General features: G+C 54.7%; 11 protein-coding genes and 1 tRNA gene. 10 read left to right on the top strand and 2 right to left on the bottom strand.

Annotation, left to right across the window (positions count from 1 at the left end; genetic code table 11):
• The first annotated feature begins 238 nt into the window (after positions 1-238).
• From AC1EK1_RS07220 to AC1EK1_RS07205, 4 genes are all read left to right on the top strand, one after another.
• A tRNA-Met gene (locus AC1EK1_RS07220) sits at positions 239-310 on the top strand.
• 312 nt (positions 311-622) lie between these two features.
• Positions 623-2,308 carry an alpha-amylase family glycosyl hydrolase gene (locus tag AC1EK1_RS07215; RefSeq protein WP_480306435.1) on the top strand — a complete coding sequence of 562 codons (1,686 nt, stop codon included), beginning with the start codon at positions 623-625 and terminating at the stop codon, positions 2,306-2,308.
• Complete coding sequence (locus AC1EK1_RS07210; RefSeq protein WP_480306434.1) at positions 2,305-2,865, top strand: hypothetical protein; 561 nt, start codon at positions 2,305-2,307, stop codon at positions 2,863-2,865. Before AC1EK1_RS07215 ends, AC1EK1_RS07210 begins: the two co-directional genes overlap by 4 nt.
• Positions 2,862-3,437 (top strand): cob(I)yrinic acid a,c-diamide adenosyltransferase, encoded by a 576-nt coding sequence (locus tag AC1EK1_RS07205; RefSeq protein ID WP_480306433.1) that lies wholly within the window; start codon positions 2,862-2,864, stop codon positions 3,435-3,437. Before AC1EK1_RS07210 ends, AC1EK1_RS07205 begins: the two co-directional genes overlap by 4 nt.
• Positions 3,438-3,490: 53 nt before the next feature.
• Here AC1EK1_RS07205 and pyrH read toward each other — a convergent pair whose 3' ends face one another.
• Together pyrH and AC1EK1_RS07195 are read right to left on the bottom strand one after the other, a co-directional pair.
• Entirely contained in the window at positions 3,491-4,219 is a 729-nt protein-coding gene (gene pyrH / locus AC1EK1_RS07200) for a UMP kinase (RefSeq protein ID WP_480306432.1), read from the bottom strand.
• Between the two features lie 3 nt (positions 4,220-4,222).
• Positions 4,223-4,597: a S4 domain-containing protein gene (locus AC1EK1_RS07195; RefSeq protein ID WP_480306431.1), complete on the bottom strand. Its 375-nt coding sequence runs from the start codon at positions 4,595-4,597 to the stop codon at positions 4,223-4,225.
• A 684-nt stretch (positions 4,598-5,281) separates the two neighbouring features.
• Between AC1EK1_RS07195 and AC1EK1_RS07190 the strand changes: the two genes are divergently transcribed.
• The 6 genes from AC1EK1_RS07190 to AC1EK1_RS07165 all read left to right on the top strand — a co-directional run bounded on the left by AC1EK1_RS07190 (position 5,282) and on the right by AC1EK1_RS07165 (position 16,172).
• Complete coding sequence (locus tag AC1EK1_RS07190) at positions 5,282-6,970, top strand: S41 family peptidase (protein WP_480306430.1); 1,689 nt, start codon at positions 5,282-5,284, stop codon at positions 6,968-6,970.
• Positions 6,963-7,304: a translation initiation factor gene (locus tag AC1EK1_RS07185; RefSeq protein ID WP_480306429.1), complete on the top strand. Its 342-nt coding sequence runs from the start codon at positions 6,963-6,965 to the stop codon at positions 7,302-7,304. The genes AC1EK1_RS07190 and AC1EK1_RS07185 overlap by 8 nt, the downstream gene beginning before the upstream one ends.
• Before the next feature lie 5 nt (positions 7,305-7,309).
• Positions 7,310-10,507 carry a UvrD-helicase domain-containing protein gene (locus AC1EK1_RS07180; protein ID WP_480306428.1) on the top strand — a complete coding sequence of 1,066 codons (3,198 nt, stop codon included), beginning with the start codon at positions 7,310-7,312 and terminating at the stop codon, positions 10,505-10,507.
• Entirely contained in the window at positions 10,504-11,529 is a 1,026-nt protein-coding gene (gene rlmN / locus AC1EK1_RS07175) for a dual-specificity RNA methyltransferase RlmN (RefSeq protein WP_480306427.1), read from the top strand. Before AC1EK1_RS07180 ends, rlmN begins: the two co-directional genes overlap by 4 nt.
• Before the next feature lie 3 nt (positions 11,530-11,532).
• Positions 11,533-12,864: an MATE family efflux transporter gene (locus AC1EK1_RS07170; protein ID WP_480306426.1), complete on the top strand. Its 1,332-nt coding sequence runs from the start codon at positions 11,533-11,535 to the stop codon at positions 12,862-12,864.
• Between the two features lie 260 nt (positions 12,865-13,124).
• Positions 13,125-16,172 carry a SusC/RagA family TonB-linked outer membrane protein gene (locus AC1EK1_RS07165; RefSeq protein WP_480306441.1) on the top strand — a complete coding sequence of 1,016 codons (3,048 nt, stop codon included), beginning with the start codon at positions 13,125-13,127 and terminating at the stop codon, positions 16,170-16,172.

The raw sequence follows: 16,172 nt of genomic DNA, 5'->3' as shown, positions 1-16,172 counted from the left end.
CAAAAGACCGCCAAAAGAAGGTAAATGCCCCTTCTTTCCGACACCCACTTCACCCCTATTCCCCACCCCATCGGCCCAATCAAACCCAGAACATTCTAAAAATCAGAGCATTGACCAACCAACAATACGCACACCTCGTGTCCAAGAACTCGGTTGTTTGGCGGTATAGAAATAATTGTGTACCTTTGCACCACGAGAACGGAACCACCTTGTGTGGACCTTCTTGAATAAATTAGATCGCGGAGTGGAGCAGTGGTAGCTCGCTGGGCTCATAACCCAGAGGTCGGAGGTTCGAGTCCTCCCTCCGCAACTTTCCCTCCCCCCTGGAAGTCGATAGCACTTAGGTTTTTACCAAGTCTATCGACTTCCTCTTTTTTTATCAACTGTAGCGATGAAAGCACAACGCTGTTGCATGGAAATATCCGCTGAGTGGGTTGTCCAACGAGGGCAAAATGGGTAACTTTACGATGTAACGTCTGAGGACGATATTTATTGCACCTAGTTGCCACAGTTCTTTGGCTTGCCTATGTAGTGAACGGGCTTGAATGGGTGCACCGTGTGCCAATAAAGAAATGCGCTGATAAAAAGTAGGCGCCAATAATATAATGTAACGAAGCAGCCAATGACAAAACAAAGCATAGAGGGCAAACTATCAATCTACCAGGTACTTCCCCGGTTATTTGACAACCCGGTCGATGGTCAGGTGCCCAACGGCGGGATAGAGACCAATGGCTCCGGTAAGTTCAGTGCATTTACCGACGAGGCGTTGTCGGCCATCTCGGACCTCGGGTGTACGCACATCTGGTATACCGGAGTCCTCGATCACGCGACTCAGAGTGCCTTTCCGGGAAAGCCGGCAGACCATCCTGCCATTGTGAAGGGCAAGGCCGGGTCGCCCTATGCGATTCGGGACTACTACGATGTGGCTCCCGAGTTGGCCGAAAAGACCGAGGAGCGAATCCAAGAATATCAAGATCTCATAAAGCGCTCGCATACAGCAGGGCTGAGAGTGATTCAGGACTTTGTCCCCAACCATGTATCAAGAGCTTATAGCTCGACAATGAAGCCGGACTACGTAGCAGACTTTGGGGAGGGTGATGACCGGAGTGTTCCTTTTGCCAAAAACAACAACTACTACTATCTGCCCAATAGCACACTTGTCCTAGGTGTGCCAAAGGGCAAAGAATACACCGAGTTCCCTGCTCGTGCGACAGGCAACGACGTCTTTAGCGCCTCTGTGTCTGCCAACGACTGGTATGAGACCGTCAAGCTCAACTATGGCATCGACTACTCCACCGGGATACACCACACAGCACCACCGGTCCCGGACACGTGGCAAAAGATGCTTGATATCCTACTCTACTGGTGCGCTATGGGGGTGGATGGCTTTAGGTGCGACATGGCAGAGATGGTGCCCTCGGAGTTTTGGCACTGGTGCATTGGCCAGGTCCACAACATCTATCCAGAGGTGATCTTTATCGCAGAGATCTACTGTCCGGATCGCTATCTTGAGTATGTAAATGCCGGGTTTGGCTACTTGTACGACAAAGTTGGCCTCTACGACACTCTGATGGCTGTGCTTATGGGACAGGCTCCGGCCAGTGCGATCACTCATTGCTGGCAGTCCACTCAGTCGGTCAAGGGGCATCTACTGCACTTCATGGAAACACACGACGAACAACGGCTGGCGAGTGATTTTTTGATCGGCTGCGGACATCGGGCATTCCCGGCTATGGCTGTCAGCACTCTGATCGACAATGGCTCCATCCTCACCTACTTTGGTCAGGAACTCAATGAGCGGGGTATGGACGCCGAGGGGTACAGTGGCCGAGATGGTCGCACCAGTATATTTGACTACTGGCAGGTACCGACGATCCGTCAGTGGATCGGCAAGGATCGGGACTACTCGGGTCGCACGTTGCCAAAAGAGGGGCAGATACTAAGGGAGAAGTACCGCTGGTTGCTAAACCTTGCGGTGCACGAAAAGGTGTTTGGCAAGGGGCAGTTTTTTGATCTCATGTATGCCAACGCAGAGTGCTTGGACATGGGGAGTCAGTATGCCTTTTTGCGTGCTGTGGATGGTGAGTTTGCCCTAGTGGTGGTCAACTTTTCGGATCGTCCGATCGAGTGTATGGTCCGAATTCCGGAGCATGCGTTTGGGACGTTGCATATACAGAGAGGTGGACTCTTCTATGTCACTGATCCTGCGACGGACAGAGTGGGCGTGGCCCAGGCAAGGCCGGACGATCTCTACCCCATAGAGGTGCCGGAGTATGGTGTGGCTATACGTCACTTTGTACGCCCATGAGCAGTCTGACCTCCTCTCAACTGATGAAGCCCTATCGTCGTGGTACGCTGATGGCATTTCGGTGGATACGACGCCTCATGTACGGCCGTGGGCATGGGATCCACTCGCCTATGGCTTTTGGGCTGGTGTACACTGTTGTTCGCCCCTATAGTGGGTACTACGACTATCCCCTTTTGTCGAGGCGGGGCACCCCCGATGCACTTCTCTGGTATCGCATGCTGGCGCGTTTTGTGCCACGAGAGATCGCCTATCGCCTCGAGGACCGCACGACACAGCAGTTGCTTGAGTGGGCCCAGAGTTTGGCTGTATCCACGCCACGAGAGGAGGGGCAGTTCATACTCGCCACCGACCAAGTCCGGGAGGCTGAGCGCGTGCTGACGGAGGAGCAAGAGGCGGTTGTCCTACTGCTCGGAGTGCGAAAGGGGAGGGAGCGAGAGCAGGAGTTTGTCAGCTATCTCGAGAGTGGCAGACACAAAGGGGTGGTACTCGACCTCTACGACAGTGCGATCTTGCTCAACAACAATAACGAACTCTACTACTACAGGACTACACTATGACCAAAATTTACACCAAGACCGGCGACAAGGGGCTGACCTCACTTGTGGGAGGCCAGCGAGTGAGCAAGTGCCACCCTAGGATCGAAGCCTACGGCACACTGGATGAGCTAAATAGCCAGATCGGATTGTTGAGAGCCCTTCTGCCGACAGGGCTCGACCAGGACGAGACACTGGCCGGTATACAGTCGCGTCTCTTTACTTGCGGAGCCTATATGGCTACCGACAACACCAAATCAAGTGGATATGTGGTCGAGAGTGGGATTAGCCCATCGGATGTTTCGGAGTTGGAGCAGACGATCGACCGGCTACAACAAGAGCTACCGGCGATGCGGGCGTTCATCCTTCCGGCCGGCTCACAGGCCACCGCCGTTGCCCACATCTGTCGCACAGTCGCCAGACGTGCGGAGCGTGCGATCTATAGTTTTTTGGAAAAGTCGGGGGACGAGGCCACGACGATAGACCCCTGCGTCCTGGAGTATATCAATAGGCTGAGCGACTACTTTTTTGTCCTCGCCAGGGCTATCACCCACCACTTGGGGCTACCGGAGGTTATCTGGAAAAAGGGGAAATAGCTTCCTCGGAAGTGTGTTTCGGCCCGGAAAGAGCACGGGAAGCCCTAGCTCTCTCAGCGAGCAGAGCAGGTGACGGTAGTGCCCACCTTTTCGCCCGACAGCAACTTGCGAAGGTTGCCCGGGGTGTCCATATCAAAAATCACTAGGGGGATATTGTTTTCCTTGCACATCGTCGTGGCGGTAAGGTCCATGACCCTCAGCCCCTGATTGTAGATCTCATCAAACGTGATCGTATCGTACTTTGTCGCATGGGGGTCCTTCTCCGGGTCTGCCGTGTATACGCCGTCCACACGAGTACCTTTCAGCAAAGCGTCAACCTCTAGTTCAATGGCTCGGAGGGATGCCCCCGTATCTGTCGTAAAGTAGGGGTTTCCGGTTCCGGCTGAGCAGATCACCACTTTGCCACCCTCGAGGTCCTTCAGTGCCTCCCATTTGTTGTAAAAGCGTCCTATGGGAGCCATTTGGATGGCTGTCAGCACGGTCGTTTCGATACCGATATTCTCAAGCGCCGAGCTTAGTCCGAGGCTGTTGATGACTGTTGCCAGCATCCCCATCTGATCACCCTTGACACGATCTACACCTTTGCCCAAGCCACTCAAGCCACGGAATATATTTCCGCCACCGATCACGATGGCCACTTGTGTACCACTCTTGACCACCTCGGAGATCTCCTGTGCATAGGTCTTGAGCTTTTCCGGATCCAGTCCGTAGCCCTGCGTTCCTTGGAGGGATTCGCCACTGAGTTTCAGCAGGATGCGATGGTATTTGGGTGATGGGGTCATAGGCTACCAGATCTCTTCTTCGTCCTCGTCCCAGTGGTTTTTGCCACGGTGACGTTTGGTTGAGTTTTTGCGCCCCTTCCTGAGCTTATTGCTCTTGGGGTTGTTGTCTGCGAACTCCTCTTCGTCCTCGCGTCTGCTTCGAGAGCTGTACTTCTCGGCGGTGTCTTTGTTGGCCTGCTCTCGCTGGATCTTCCGAAAGATCCCCTTGAGCGGAATACTCGCTCCGTCTAGTGCGACTTGGTCCTCCATAGAGACCTTGTCGCCTATCCCAGCAGGCTTACCATTGATCGTGACGCGACCATCGCGGAGGTATTGGTCGGACTCTTTACGAGTGTACTCGTAGTATTCGCTTAGAATACGACTTACGCGTACTTCCATGCTTGTCTGTTTCTGATGTTAATTTTATGTAGACAAAGGTAGTCACTCTTAAAATCATTGGCAAAAGTACTCACATTTTTCACAATCTCCAAAGCTACCGACCTTTAGCCCCACTTCGGGAGTACTTTTTGGGGCGATCCGATTCTTTTTTCCGGACTGTTGTCCGAGGGCTGTTGCCCCGGGGCGACAGCTTTTTTATCTGCCGAGCTTGATTTTCTCTCCTATCTGTCGGGGTGATCGCTTCTATCCGTGAAAAATTTTGCTTCTATCCGTGAAGCAGATTGCTTCTATCCGTGAAACTCAAGTCTCTTCACAGTGTGCTGAGTGTCAAAGGATTGTAATCCGTCCAAAGACAAAAGAAGGGGCCATCCAAAAACAAAATGCCAATCAGCTGATAATGAGCGAATAGTGTGCCGGTTTCAGACGATGTCCGAAAGCAATGTCGGAGAGGCGACTTGTCCAAAGTCTCCAAAGAGGGGGAAATCCGTGACGGGGTACAAAGGAGTAGATAGTTTTGGTACCTTTGTCGTAGAGGAGCCGGTTGCGCCGAGGTGCATCTCTCACAGATTTATCACGAGCGTCCTATGTGCGACAAACGCAGGGCCGACAGCCCGATGGCGACGAAGCAGAGCACTCGGAAGCGACCGTCCACCACAACCGATATTCACACGCATATTACCCCCAATGAAAAGGAAACAAATACTTATCCCACTGCTTGCACTGGTGCTGAGTTGCGCCGGATGTGGCACACTGTCGGCACAAAACAAGGGAGCGAAAGACAACATGCTGGAGCTGTCCCGTGCTCTGAGAGTCTTCAGCGATGCCCTGGCAGGAGTCACCACCCTCTATGTCGACACTGTGAATGTGGAGGAGATCTCCACGTATGGGATCAATGCCATGCTGTCTCGCCTAGACCCCTACACGGTGTATATACCGGAGACGGAGCGTGCGGACTTCAACTTCATGACCACCGGTGAGTACGGGGGTATCGGAGCCTATATCCAGCAAGTGGACTCCGTGGTGTATGTCCAGTACCCTATGCCTGGGTCACCGGCAAAGGAGAGCGGACTGCGGACCGGGGATGCTTTTTTGGAGATCGATGGCAAACCCATGATCCCGGGCACAGCAAGCAAGATCAGCGACTCGCTCAAGGGAACCATCGGCACAAACGTGACGGTGAAGATCCGTCGCCCGGGAGAGAGTGAGCCCCGCACTGTGACCCTGACCCGAAACAACGTCGTGGTCGATCAGGTGGCCTATAGAGGCATGATGCCCGGTGGCATCGGCTACATACGGCTCTCCTCCTTCACCGACAAGAGTGCCGCAGATGTCAAAAAAGCCTACAACGAGCTGGCAGCAAGTGGTGAGCCAAAGGGGCTGATCCTCGATCTCCGAGGCAATGGCGGTGGTCTGCTGGATGGTGCTATCGACATCTCGGGGATGTTTTTGCCCAAAGGCACACAGGTCCTCTCCACAAAGGGGCGGAACCCCTCCGCCCAAGAGACCTTCAAGACCACCGAGCAACCCATCAGCACAACGCTCCCTCTAGTGGTACTGATCAACTCCGGATCGGCCTCCTCGAGCGAGATCGTCGCCGGTGCACTGCAGGACATGGACCGAGCCGTACTGGTGGGGTCGAGGAGCTTTGGGAAAGGACTGGTGCAGTCGACTCGCCCTGCCGGCAGACAGGGTATCCTGAAGGTAACCACCTCTCGCTACTACATTCCCAGTGGCCGATGCATCCAACAGCTCGACTACAGCCACCGCAACCCGGATGGCACGGTCGGCGCCGTACCGGACAGCCTGACCACAGTATTTGATACAATGAACGGACGGCCGGTGCGTGACGGTGGTGGCATCCGACCCGACATAGAGGTAAAGGACGAGATCCTCTCGGTGCCGGTCTACACCATGCTGGTGGAGGGGAAGGTATTCCGATACGCCATCAATCTGGCACAGACCAAAGCTCGTCCGGCCACGCTCAAGGATCTGAAGGTGACGGATGAGGATCTGGAGGGCTTTGTGTCGGAGCTGGAGAAAGAGGGTTTTGGCTACGGAGAGCGAAGCAAGCAACTACTGGAGCAGCTAAAGTCTCTGGCGGAATATGAGGGGTACAAGGCACAGAGTGAGGCAGAGTTTGGCGCACTGGCCAAGGTCCTCACCCCCTCGCTACGCAGAGACATCGAGCCACATCGAGAACAGATCAAGAGCCTACTGAGAGCCGCTCTGGCGGTCCACTACTTTGGGATGAAGGGACAGTATGCGGTAAACCTAGAGACAGACCCAACCCTGAAAAAAGCACTCGAGGTGATCCAAGACCCGAAGCGCATGTCCGCTATCCTACAACCCAAGAAAGGTGTGGCCCATGAGTAAAAAGAGCAGTGGCGGGATGGTCTACTCGACCAACAAGAGCTATATGCAGGAACTACTGAGTGCCTCACTCGTGACTGTGAGCACAAAAGATCCAAGCGAGCAGTCGCTCCGCGTGCGCCGCGATGCCAAGCAACGCAAGGGGAAAGTCGTGACCCTGGTGGAGGGTTTTGAGGGAACAAAAGAAGACCTAAACACTCTCTGCAAGAGCCTCAAACAATCGTGTGGAGTGGGAGGCTCCGCAAAGGATGGCCTAATCATCATCCAGGGAGACCGCGTACCCGAAGTCACCAATATCCTAAAGGCAAACGGGTACACCAAGACCAAAATGTGCTAAGCAGCATGGGGCAAACCGACAACAGCCTGAAGATCTACAGTGCCTCAGCAGGAAGTGGCAAGACCTATACCCTGACAGGCGAGTACCTGAGACTGCTCTTTCAGGGCATGCTCAACGGAGAAGGGGTGAAGTACGACAGGATCTTGGTGGCCACCTTTACCAACAAAGCAACCGTGGAGCTACGGGAGCGGATCCTAGGGTTGCTCTACGATCTATCCAAAGGGACAAGCGATCGGGCTGAAGAACTGATCAAGAAGCTGACTTTTGCCCCAGGGCTGTCGGATGCGGACAAACAGCTAAAGATCCAAGCACAGGCGCGCGAAGCACTGAAGCGGATCCTGGAGGACTATGGCAAGTTTCGGGTCCAGACCATCGACTCCTTTTTCCAAGAAGTGGTGCGTAGCTTCATGCTCGAGCTGTCGTCGACCCATGGGGGATTTGAGGTGGAGATTGACCAAAATGCTGTGTTTCAGCTCTCGATGGATCGACTGATCGATGAGCTCCAAAACAGCACTTCCAAGCACACAGAGATGCTGAGCGTACTCCGCCAAATCTTTGACGAAGGCGCAGAGGACGGCGAGCGGGTGGACCTGAGAGCCCAACTGACCGGACTCCTCAGCCCCCTCATCGATGGCAAAGAGCAGTACGACCTCAAGGAACTCGAGGAGCAATTCAGTACCGATCAAGTGACGAAAACCCGCCTACAACTCCAAGAAATAGCACAAAAACTGGAAAGGAAACTGGAGAAGGCCAAGAAGGATCTGGAGGAGATCCGAAACAAGTACCACCTAAACTTGGCGGACAGCAGTCGATCCTTCGTGGAGGGTATCTACAACAAGCTAAACAAAGGGGAGGCGATCACCGCAATAGCAGAGGACAAACTGCTCACGTCGACCACTCGCACCATCTTGGCAAAAGTAAAGGCGGGAGACAAGCGAGCCTGGTGCCCCAAAGGCAAAAGCGAGCAAGTGTACGGACCCTACGAGGTGGCAAGTGATGAGCTACTCGGCACACTGAGCTCTCTGGACCTCTCTGAGGAAGAGCTCTACACCTACAACACCGCCACACTCATGCTCAAGTACTTGATCTGGATGCCGGCGATCCTCAACTTTAAGAAGAGCTTGGACGAATTTCAGGCAGAAAACAACATCGTCCTGATCTCGGAGATCAACCCTCTGCTAAAGTCCATCATAGCCGGAGCAAGTATCCCATTTATTTACGAAAAAGTGGGCTCCTACATAGAACACTACATGCTGGACGAGTTTCAGGACACGAGCCATGACCAGTGGAGCAACTTTGAGCCCCTGCTGGAGGAGTCGCACAGCTACTCGAGGACAAACTACCTTGTCGGGGATGTGAAGCAGAGCATATACCGCTTCAGAGGGGCAGACAGCACACTGCTCGGCCACGAGGTGCCCACAAAGTACGGTGTGAAACCCGATATACTGGACACCAACTACCGGAGTGCCTACCAGATCGTGGAGTTCAACAACAAATTCTTTAGCAACATCTACGATCTTGACTTTTTTGGGCACGACAAGGCGGGAGCCCCAACCCTCTACGACGCCGAAAACGTTGAGCAAAAGAAACACAACACAAGCGAGGAGGATGGCTATGTGCGGATCACCGCCACAAAGGAGAGGATGAGCCCGGAGGAGCTGCAGAGCCTGCTCCAAGAGCTATACGATGATGGATACAAGCCCGGAGACATCGTCCTCCTGTTTCGGAAACGAAAGGAGTCCGTCGAGGTTGCAGACTGGCTACGCTCCTTCGGTGACAGCGATAAGACAGATAACAGCGGTCGATACAGCTACGACTTCGTATCGGACGAAGCACTGGCCATCAACTCCTCACCGGTCGTCAGATGCCTCGCCTCACTGGTACACAGGCTCGCCCACCCCGATGATCCAAACGCACAAGGGCTACTGGATATCTCCCTCCAAACCCTCCCGGGCCTTGACCCCATGAGGTACGAAGACCTCTTGCACCAACTGGACAACCTCTCCAATACCGGACTCTCCATCTACGAGACGGTGACCGAAGCCATGACTATCCTCAAGGACAATGGTGCAATCAAGGACGAGGACAAGGCCTATGTTGCCGCCTATCTGGAGCAGTTGTTCAACTACACAGCTCGCTTCACTCCCACCTACCTGCAGTTCGACAACTGGTGGCAGGGTAAGCGCGATGATCTCTATATCGATATGCCCGACACCACCATGGACTGCCTGAGGCTCATGACCATACACAACGCAAAGGGGCTGGAGTTTCCGGTCGTCATCATCCCTTTTGCCAGCTGGGAGATGACCCCTTCAGGCCGATCCCAAAGGATGCTCCTGATGAAAACCCCGGAGCAGCTACCGGAGGACTTTCCGAAAGTCCCATCGGTCTACTACATGAAAGAAGCCCCCGGAGCAAACAAGGAGGTCAAAAGCTACTTTGCCCCCCAATACCGGGTCGAGCAGGAGCGACTAGACATCGACAACATCAACCTCCTCTACGTGGCCTTTACCCGCCCCACCCAACGTCTCTACGTTTTCACGCAAAAAAAGCCCGACACGACCACCGAAAGGAGCATCGCCACACTCATCTCCTCTGCCAAGTCGAGACTCGGCAAGTACGAGTGCATCAATGAGACGACCGACCGCTACACCTATGGTGAGCCCAAGCCAGTACAAGCCTCCACCGCATCGGCCGACAACCGAATGATCGAAATCACAGCACTATCCGCCACGCCACAGTACGCCGGCCTCTCCTTTGCCCCCAAGCCTTTTGAGAGCACCGCCACACGCGCCGGCGAGAAGATGCACTTCCTCATGGAGTTCGTCCGCACCACAGAGGACTTTTACCGCCTCATTGACCCCAACAGCCAAGACACCGACCTCACCACACTCATAGATGCCTTTCGGGCCTCCGAGAGCCGTCCCGAGGTCCAAGAGTGGTTTGCCCCCAAGGAGGGCTGGCAAGTCTTTACGGAGACACAGTTTTACAGCCCCCGAAGCGACCGCACGATCCGTGCCGACCGGATCCTCCTCAACGACACGGAGCACCAAGCCATAGTCCTTGACTACAAGTTTGGAGAGCCACATGCAAGTCACAAACGCCAGGTGCGCGAGTACATCAGTGTCCTAAACGAGATGGGCTACAACACCCGAGGCTACCTCTGGTACCGATTCGGAGAGATCATACAAGTAGAGCCATGAAACAAGCAATCCTAGGACTCACCCTCCCTCAGCTCCAAGAGCTAATCGCCACACTCGGACAACCCAGCTACCGTGCAAAGCAAGTGGCCGAGTGGATCTACCGCAGGCGTGCCACCTCATTTGAGGAGATGACCAACCTCCCCAAAGACCTCCGCCAAGCCCTCCAAGCCACATACCGAGTCGGACGCTCCGAACCTATCGCGAGGCAAGTGTCCCGGGATGGGACCGAAAAATACCTTTTTCGCCCACTCGAGCACCCCAACCTCACCTTTGAGACTGTCTACATACCCGATGGCAAACGCGCCACTCTGTGCGTCTCCAGCCAAGTAGGGTGCAAGATGAATTGCCTCTTTTGCGCAACCGGCAAGATGGGCTTTCACACCCACCTCACCCCCACAGATATCCTCAACCAAGTCCTCTCCGTGCCACATGCCGATGAGCTCACCAATATCGTCTTCATGGGCATGGGCGAACCCCTCGACAACTACCCAGCCGTCGCACAAGCCCTCCAACTCCTCACGGCCGACTACGGCTACGGATGGAGCCCCAAGCGCATCACCGTCAGCACCATAGGCCCTAAAAGAGGGCTCAAGCAGTTTTTGGACGAGCAGACCGCCCACCTAGCCATCAGCATACACAGCGCAATACCCGAGGAGAGAGCCAAGCTGATGCCGGTCGAAAAAGCCTTCCACATACACGATATCATAGAGACACTCAGCCACTATGACTTTTCCGGACAGCGGAGACTCTCGTTTGAGTACATCGTCTTCGGTGGCTACAACGACACTCCGAGCCACGCCCAAGCACTCCTCAAGCTCCTCAAGCCACTCGACTGCCGGGTCAACCTCATCCGCTACCACGCCATACCGGGCGTCCCTCTCAGCACCTCCGACGACACACACATACAGTGGATGGAAGAGTACCTCAATACCAACGGACTACGTACCACCATACGACGCTCCAGAGGAGAGGACATCTCGGCCGCCTGTGGCATGCTCACCACCGAGCACAACCAACACTAGCCCATGAGAGACACCTGCGATCTCACCACCGGACACATCGGCAAGCAGATCATCCACCTGGCACTACCTATCCTAGGCAGTGGATTCCTGCAGATGCTCTACAACTTTGTCGACATGGCCTGGCTTGGACGCTTGGGCAGTGAGTACGTAGCCGCATCGGGAGCGGCATCCGTCTTTTTCTGGCTCGCCACCTCACTCTCTCTCCTCAACAAAGTGGGCGGAGAGGTGACCGTAGCCTATGCCGTCGGAGCTCAAGACGAAAAAAGTGCGCAAGAGTACGCCGGACACGTCACCACCATGGGACTCCTCCTCGGCCTCCTCGTCATGGCCCTCTACATCCTATTCGCTCACCCCTTCATTGGTTTTTATCGCCTCATCCCGGAAATTCACAGCTACGGTGTCAGCTACTTTCGGATCGTCGCTCTGGGTCTGCCCATCACATTCCTTACCGTTGCACTCATAGGTGTCTACAACGCCATCGGACGATCCGAAGTCCCCTTCCGAGCTACAGCCATCGGTGTGGCTACCAACCTCCTTCTTGACCCACTCTTCATATTCCTCCTCGACCTCAAAATAGAGGGAGCCGCCATCGCCACCATACTCTCACAGGCAGTGGTACTGGCACTCCTCCTCTGGCGACTCTACAGCGATCGGCTCTTCGGGGGATTTCGGATCATCCGCCACCTGCGGCTCACCCCCACCCTATCCGTCCTAAAGATCGGCACACCCGTCGCCCTCATGAACGCTCTCATGGCAGCTATCAACATGAGCCTGGGGCGATTTGCCTCCCAAGCCGGAGGACACATCGGCGTGACGACCATCAGCGTAGGCGGACAGCTAGAGGGCATATCCTGGAACACCGGACAAGGACTCTCCACAGCACTCAGTGCCTTTGTCTCCCAAAACTATGGAGCCGGACACCGCACACGCATCAGACAAGGCCTCGCCTTCACCCTCAAACTCGCCACAGCAGTAGGGCTCATCGGGTTGCTCCTCAACTACTTCCTCGGCGACCGACTCTTTGCCCTCATCATCCCGGAGACCCGAGCCATCCTAGCCGGTGCCGACTACCTCCGCATCAACTCCCCGGCACAGCTCTTCATGATGATTGAGCTCACCTTCCAAGGCTTCTTTTACGGTATGCGACGCTCACTACCCCCCGCTCTCATCAGCATCACAGGCAACGCACTACGCATACCACTGGCCATGATCCTCCTCCCCATCCATCCTACCATAGACACCCTCTGGTGGATCATCTGCTGGACCTGCCTACTCAAGGGAGCCGCCATCCTCCTCTACTACCTCACCACACGCCGTCGCCTACTCCCTGCATAACCCCTCCCCGCCACCCAGCAAAAGGCGTGGCCGGCAAGGAGAGTCCCGAGTGCAAGTTTTCAGAAAGGAGGGAGCAGTACCCGTGGTTTTTATTTTTTTTTAGGTATGTTTGTCTCGTGAGGCAGAACCCGCATCGGAACAGTGGCCTGTCCAACAGAATACTTAGAAAAAACCACGCGAAACTAAACACATTCCATCAATTCAAGAAACCAAAGACTTATGAAGAAAAGCAAATTTAGAAGTGCACTTCCTCTTCTGGTCTGCGCTTTCGCGCTCCCTATGACCCACATAGGGGGGGTAATTCGCTATATGCCAACAATATAGCATCGTACTCCACACAGACCATCACCCAATCCAACAAGATCAACGTACACGGTGTCGTACACGACGCAGCCGGTGAAACAGTGATTGGGGCCACCGTAGTACTAGTCGAAGACAATACCAAAGGGACAGTCACAGGCATAGATGGGGCATTTCGCCTCAGTGGTGTCCCGGCCAATGGGACAATCCGGGTCTCCTTTGTCGGAATGAAGACCCTCGAAGTCCCGATCAACGGACAAACCAACCTCACAATCACGCTACACGACGACTCTGAACTCCTACAAGAGGTAGTGGTGGTCGGCTATGGTATCCAGAAAAAAGAGAACCTCACAGGCTCCGTGGCAAGTGTGGATAAAAAACAGCTCCGGAGCCGCCCCGTACAAAACCTCTCAAGTGCCATCCAGGGTCTCATGCCCGGTGTCACCGTCACCAATGCCTCCGGTCGACCGGGACAGGACGGAGGATCGATCCGTGTCCGTGGTGTGGGGACGCTCAACACCGCCTCTCCCTACATCTTGATCGATGGCGTAGAGTCCGGTTCGCTCAACTCACTTGACCCCAACGACATTGAGAGCATCACAGTCCTAAAGGATGCCGCATCGGCCGCCATCTACGGATCCAAAGCCTCCAATGGTGTCATCCTCGTCACCACCAAGCGAGGACAGGCCGGGAAGACACGCATCAGCTACAACGGCTACGGGGGTATCCAACGACCCACTGAGCTGGTACAGCGCATGTCCTCCTACGACTATGCAGTGGCATCCAACCGGTACAGCAAAGCCAAGGGAGAGCCTCTCCGCTTTTCGGACGAGGACCTCAAGAAATTTCAGGATGGATCCTCCCCCCTCACGCACCCCAACACCGACTGGAACAAAGTGGCCTACCGGACCGGCATCCAACAAGCACACAACATCAGCCTCAGCGGTGGTAGCAAGGAGGTCAAGTACCTAGGATCCATCGGATACCTCGGACAGAAGGGTATCCTACCCAACTCCGGACGGGAGCAATTCAACGGGCGAATCAACCTGGACGCCAAGATCAATGATCGCTTGGACATGCGACTCAGCCTTGCCTACACCCGTAATTTTTACTACGACCCCACCACCTCCTACTACGGTGGCTCTTCCAACCAGATCCTCCGACAGCTCAACGTCATAGCTCCTTGGATCGTGGCACGCTACCCCGATGGCACCTGGGGCGTAGGATCGGACGGTAGCCCTATCGCTTGGCTGGATGCCAACCAGACCGTCGACCGACTCAACCACATTTTCACCGGAATCGTAGGTGGCGACTACCACATCACCGACTGGCTCACCGCAACCGCCAACCTCTCCTACGTCTCCAACATCCAGGACTACAAAAACTTTGAGAAGTACATCAAGTACAACGCTCAGAGACACTCCGACCCAAACAAGCTCGACCGCAGGTACTACGCCTGGGAGCGCAGCAACCTCGACCTACTCCTCAATGCCGACAAGTCTTTCGGCGACCACAACCTCAAAGGTCTCCTAGGCTGGCACGCTGAGGCATACGACTACAACTACCTGAGAGGAGAGCGCAAAAACTTCCCCAACAACGACCTTACCGACATGAACGCCGGTGCCTCAGCTACCCAAAAGAACTGGGGAAACACACGCAAGCTCAACATGCTCTCATGGTTTGCACGCCTCAACTACGACTACGCCGGTCGCTACCTTCTTGAAGCCAACGTCCGTGCCGATGCCTCTTCCCGATTTGCCAAAGGCTACCAGTGGGGCTACTTCCCATCATTCTCTGTCGCTTGGCGTATGAGCGAAGAGGAGTTCATGGAGTCCACTAGAGACTGGCTCAGCAACCTCAAGTTCCGCGCATCGTGGGGTATGCTTGGCAACCAAGACGCTCTCAAGGACTACTATCCTTGGCTCAACACCTACAGCATTGAGGGCAAATACCCACTTGGAGGATCCATAAAGAGTGGCTATCTCCTCAAGGATTATCACCTACCAACCATCACGTGGGAAAAGTCGACCAACTGGGGTATCGGTCTGGACCTCACTCTCCTCAGCAAGATCAACCTCACCCTGGACTACTACAACCGCCTCACGACGGACATCATCATGAAAGTGCCGGCACCGGATGAGTTTCAGCTCGGTGGCTACAACGACAACGTAGGCTCCATGCGCAACTCCGGTGTGGAGATGATCGCAAGTTACCAAGACCACTGGGGCGACTGGAGCTTCAATGCCAGTGTCAACCTCGCCTACAACAAAAACGTGATCGAGAACCTCGGTGGTGTGCCACAGATGACCGATGGAGCCATCCGCAACCAAGTGGGACAAGCGTACAACAGCTTCCTCGGCTACAAGACCGAAGGGATCCACCAATCCGATGAAAAGGCACAGGCGTGGATGAAAAAGTACGGTACCGCTCTGGGCAAAAACTTCAGAGGAGGTGACCTCATCTTCAGCGACACCAATAAAGATGGCAAAGTCAATGCCGACGACCGTGTGTTGCTAGGCTCCCAAGAGCCGATATGGACGTACGGTATCACCCTCGGAGCCGGCTGGAAAAACATCGACCTATCCACCATGTGGAGCGGTGCCGCAGGCGTATCACGCCTCATCAACAACGAGGTAGCCGGCTACATCTCCGGTGATATGGGACACCCCTCCACCATGTGGCTCAAGGCTTGGACTCCGGAAAACAAAAAGACCAACATTCCACGCCTAGGGATGATCGATGACCCAAGCATGTCCAAAAACGTTTCCGACTTTTGGGTACAAGATGCCTCCTACCTCAGGCTCAAAAACCTACAACTCGGCTACACCCTTCCACAAGACCTGCTGAGCAAAGTCGGCATAGAGAGTATGCGGATCTACTACTCTGCGGAGAACCTCCTCACCCTACACAAGATGATGGTCTCCATAGATCCCGAAAACACCGACCAGAGAGGAGCTCAATTCCCGATCACCTCCACTCACTCGATCGGTATCAATCTCACTTTCTAA

It is taken from the genome of Porphyromonas sp. C0026D3 (assembly GCF_056590775.1).
Note: the sequence above shows the minus strand (reverse complement) of the source record. Positions and strands in the feature narration are given on the sequence as shown.

Bases quoted from the DNA above. Each gene is read 5' to 3' on its own strand.
- AC1EK1_RS07215 (WP_480306435.1), top strand. From the start codon at position 623: ATGACAAAACAAAGCATAGAGGGCAAACTATCAATCTACCAGGTACTT.
- AC1EK1_RS07210 (WP_480306434.1), top strand. From the start codon at position 2,305: ATGAGCAGTCTGACCTCCTCTCAACTGATGAAGCCCTATCGTCGTGGT.
- AC1EK1_RS07205 (WP_480306433.1), top strand. From the start codon at position 2,862: ATGACCAAAATTTACACCAAGACCGGCGACAAGGGGCTGACCTCACTT.
- pyrH (WP_480306432.1), bottom strand. From the start codon at position 4,219: ATGACCCCATCACCCAAATACCATCGCATCCTGCTGAAACTCAGTGGC.
- AC1EK1_RS07195 (WP_480306431.1), bottom strand. From the start codon at position 4,597: ATGGAAGTACGCGTAAGTCGTATTCTAAGCGAATACTACGAGTACACT.
- AC1EK1_RS07190 (WP_480306430.1), top strand. From the start codon at position 5,282: ATGAAAAGGAAACAAATACTTATCCCACTGCTTGCACTGGTGCTGAGT.
- AC1EK1_RS07185 (WP_480306429.1), top strand. From the start codon at position 6,963: ATGAGTAAAAAGAGCAGTGGCGGGATGGTCTACTCGACCAACAAGAGC.
- AC1EK1_RS07180 (WP_480306428.1), top strand. From the start codon at position 7,310: ATGGGGCAAACCGACAACAGCCTGAAGATCTACAGTGCCTCAGCAGGA.
- rlmN (WP_480306427.1), top strand. From the start codon at position 10,504: ATGAAACAAGCAATCCTAGGACTCACCCTCCCTCAGCTCCAAGAGCTA.
- AC1EK1_RS07170 (WP_480306426.1), top strand. From the start codon at position 11,533: ATGAGAGACACCTGCGATCTCACCACCGGACACATCGGCAAGCAGATC.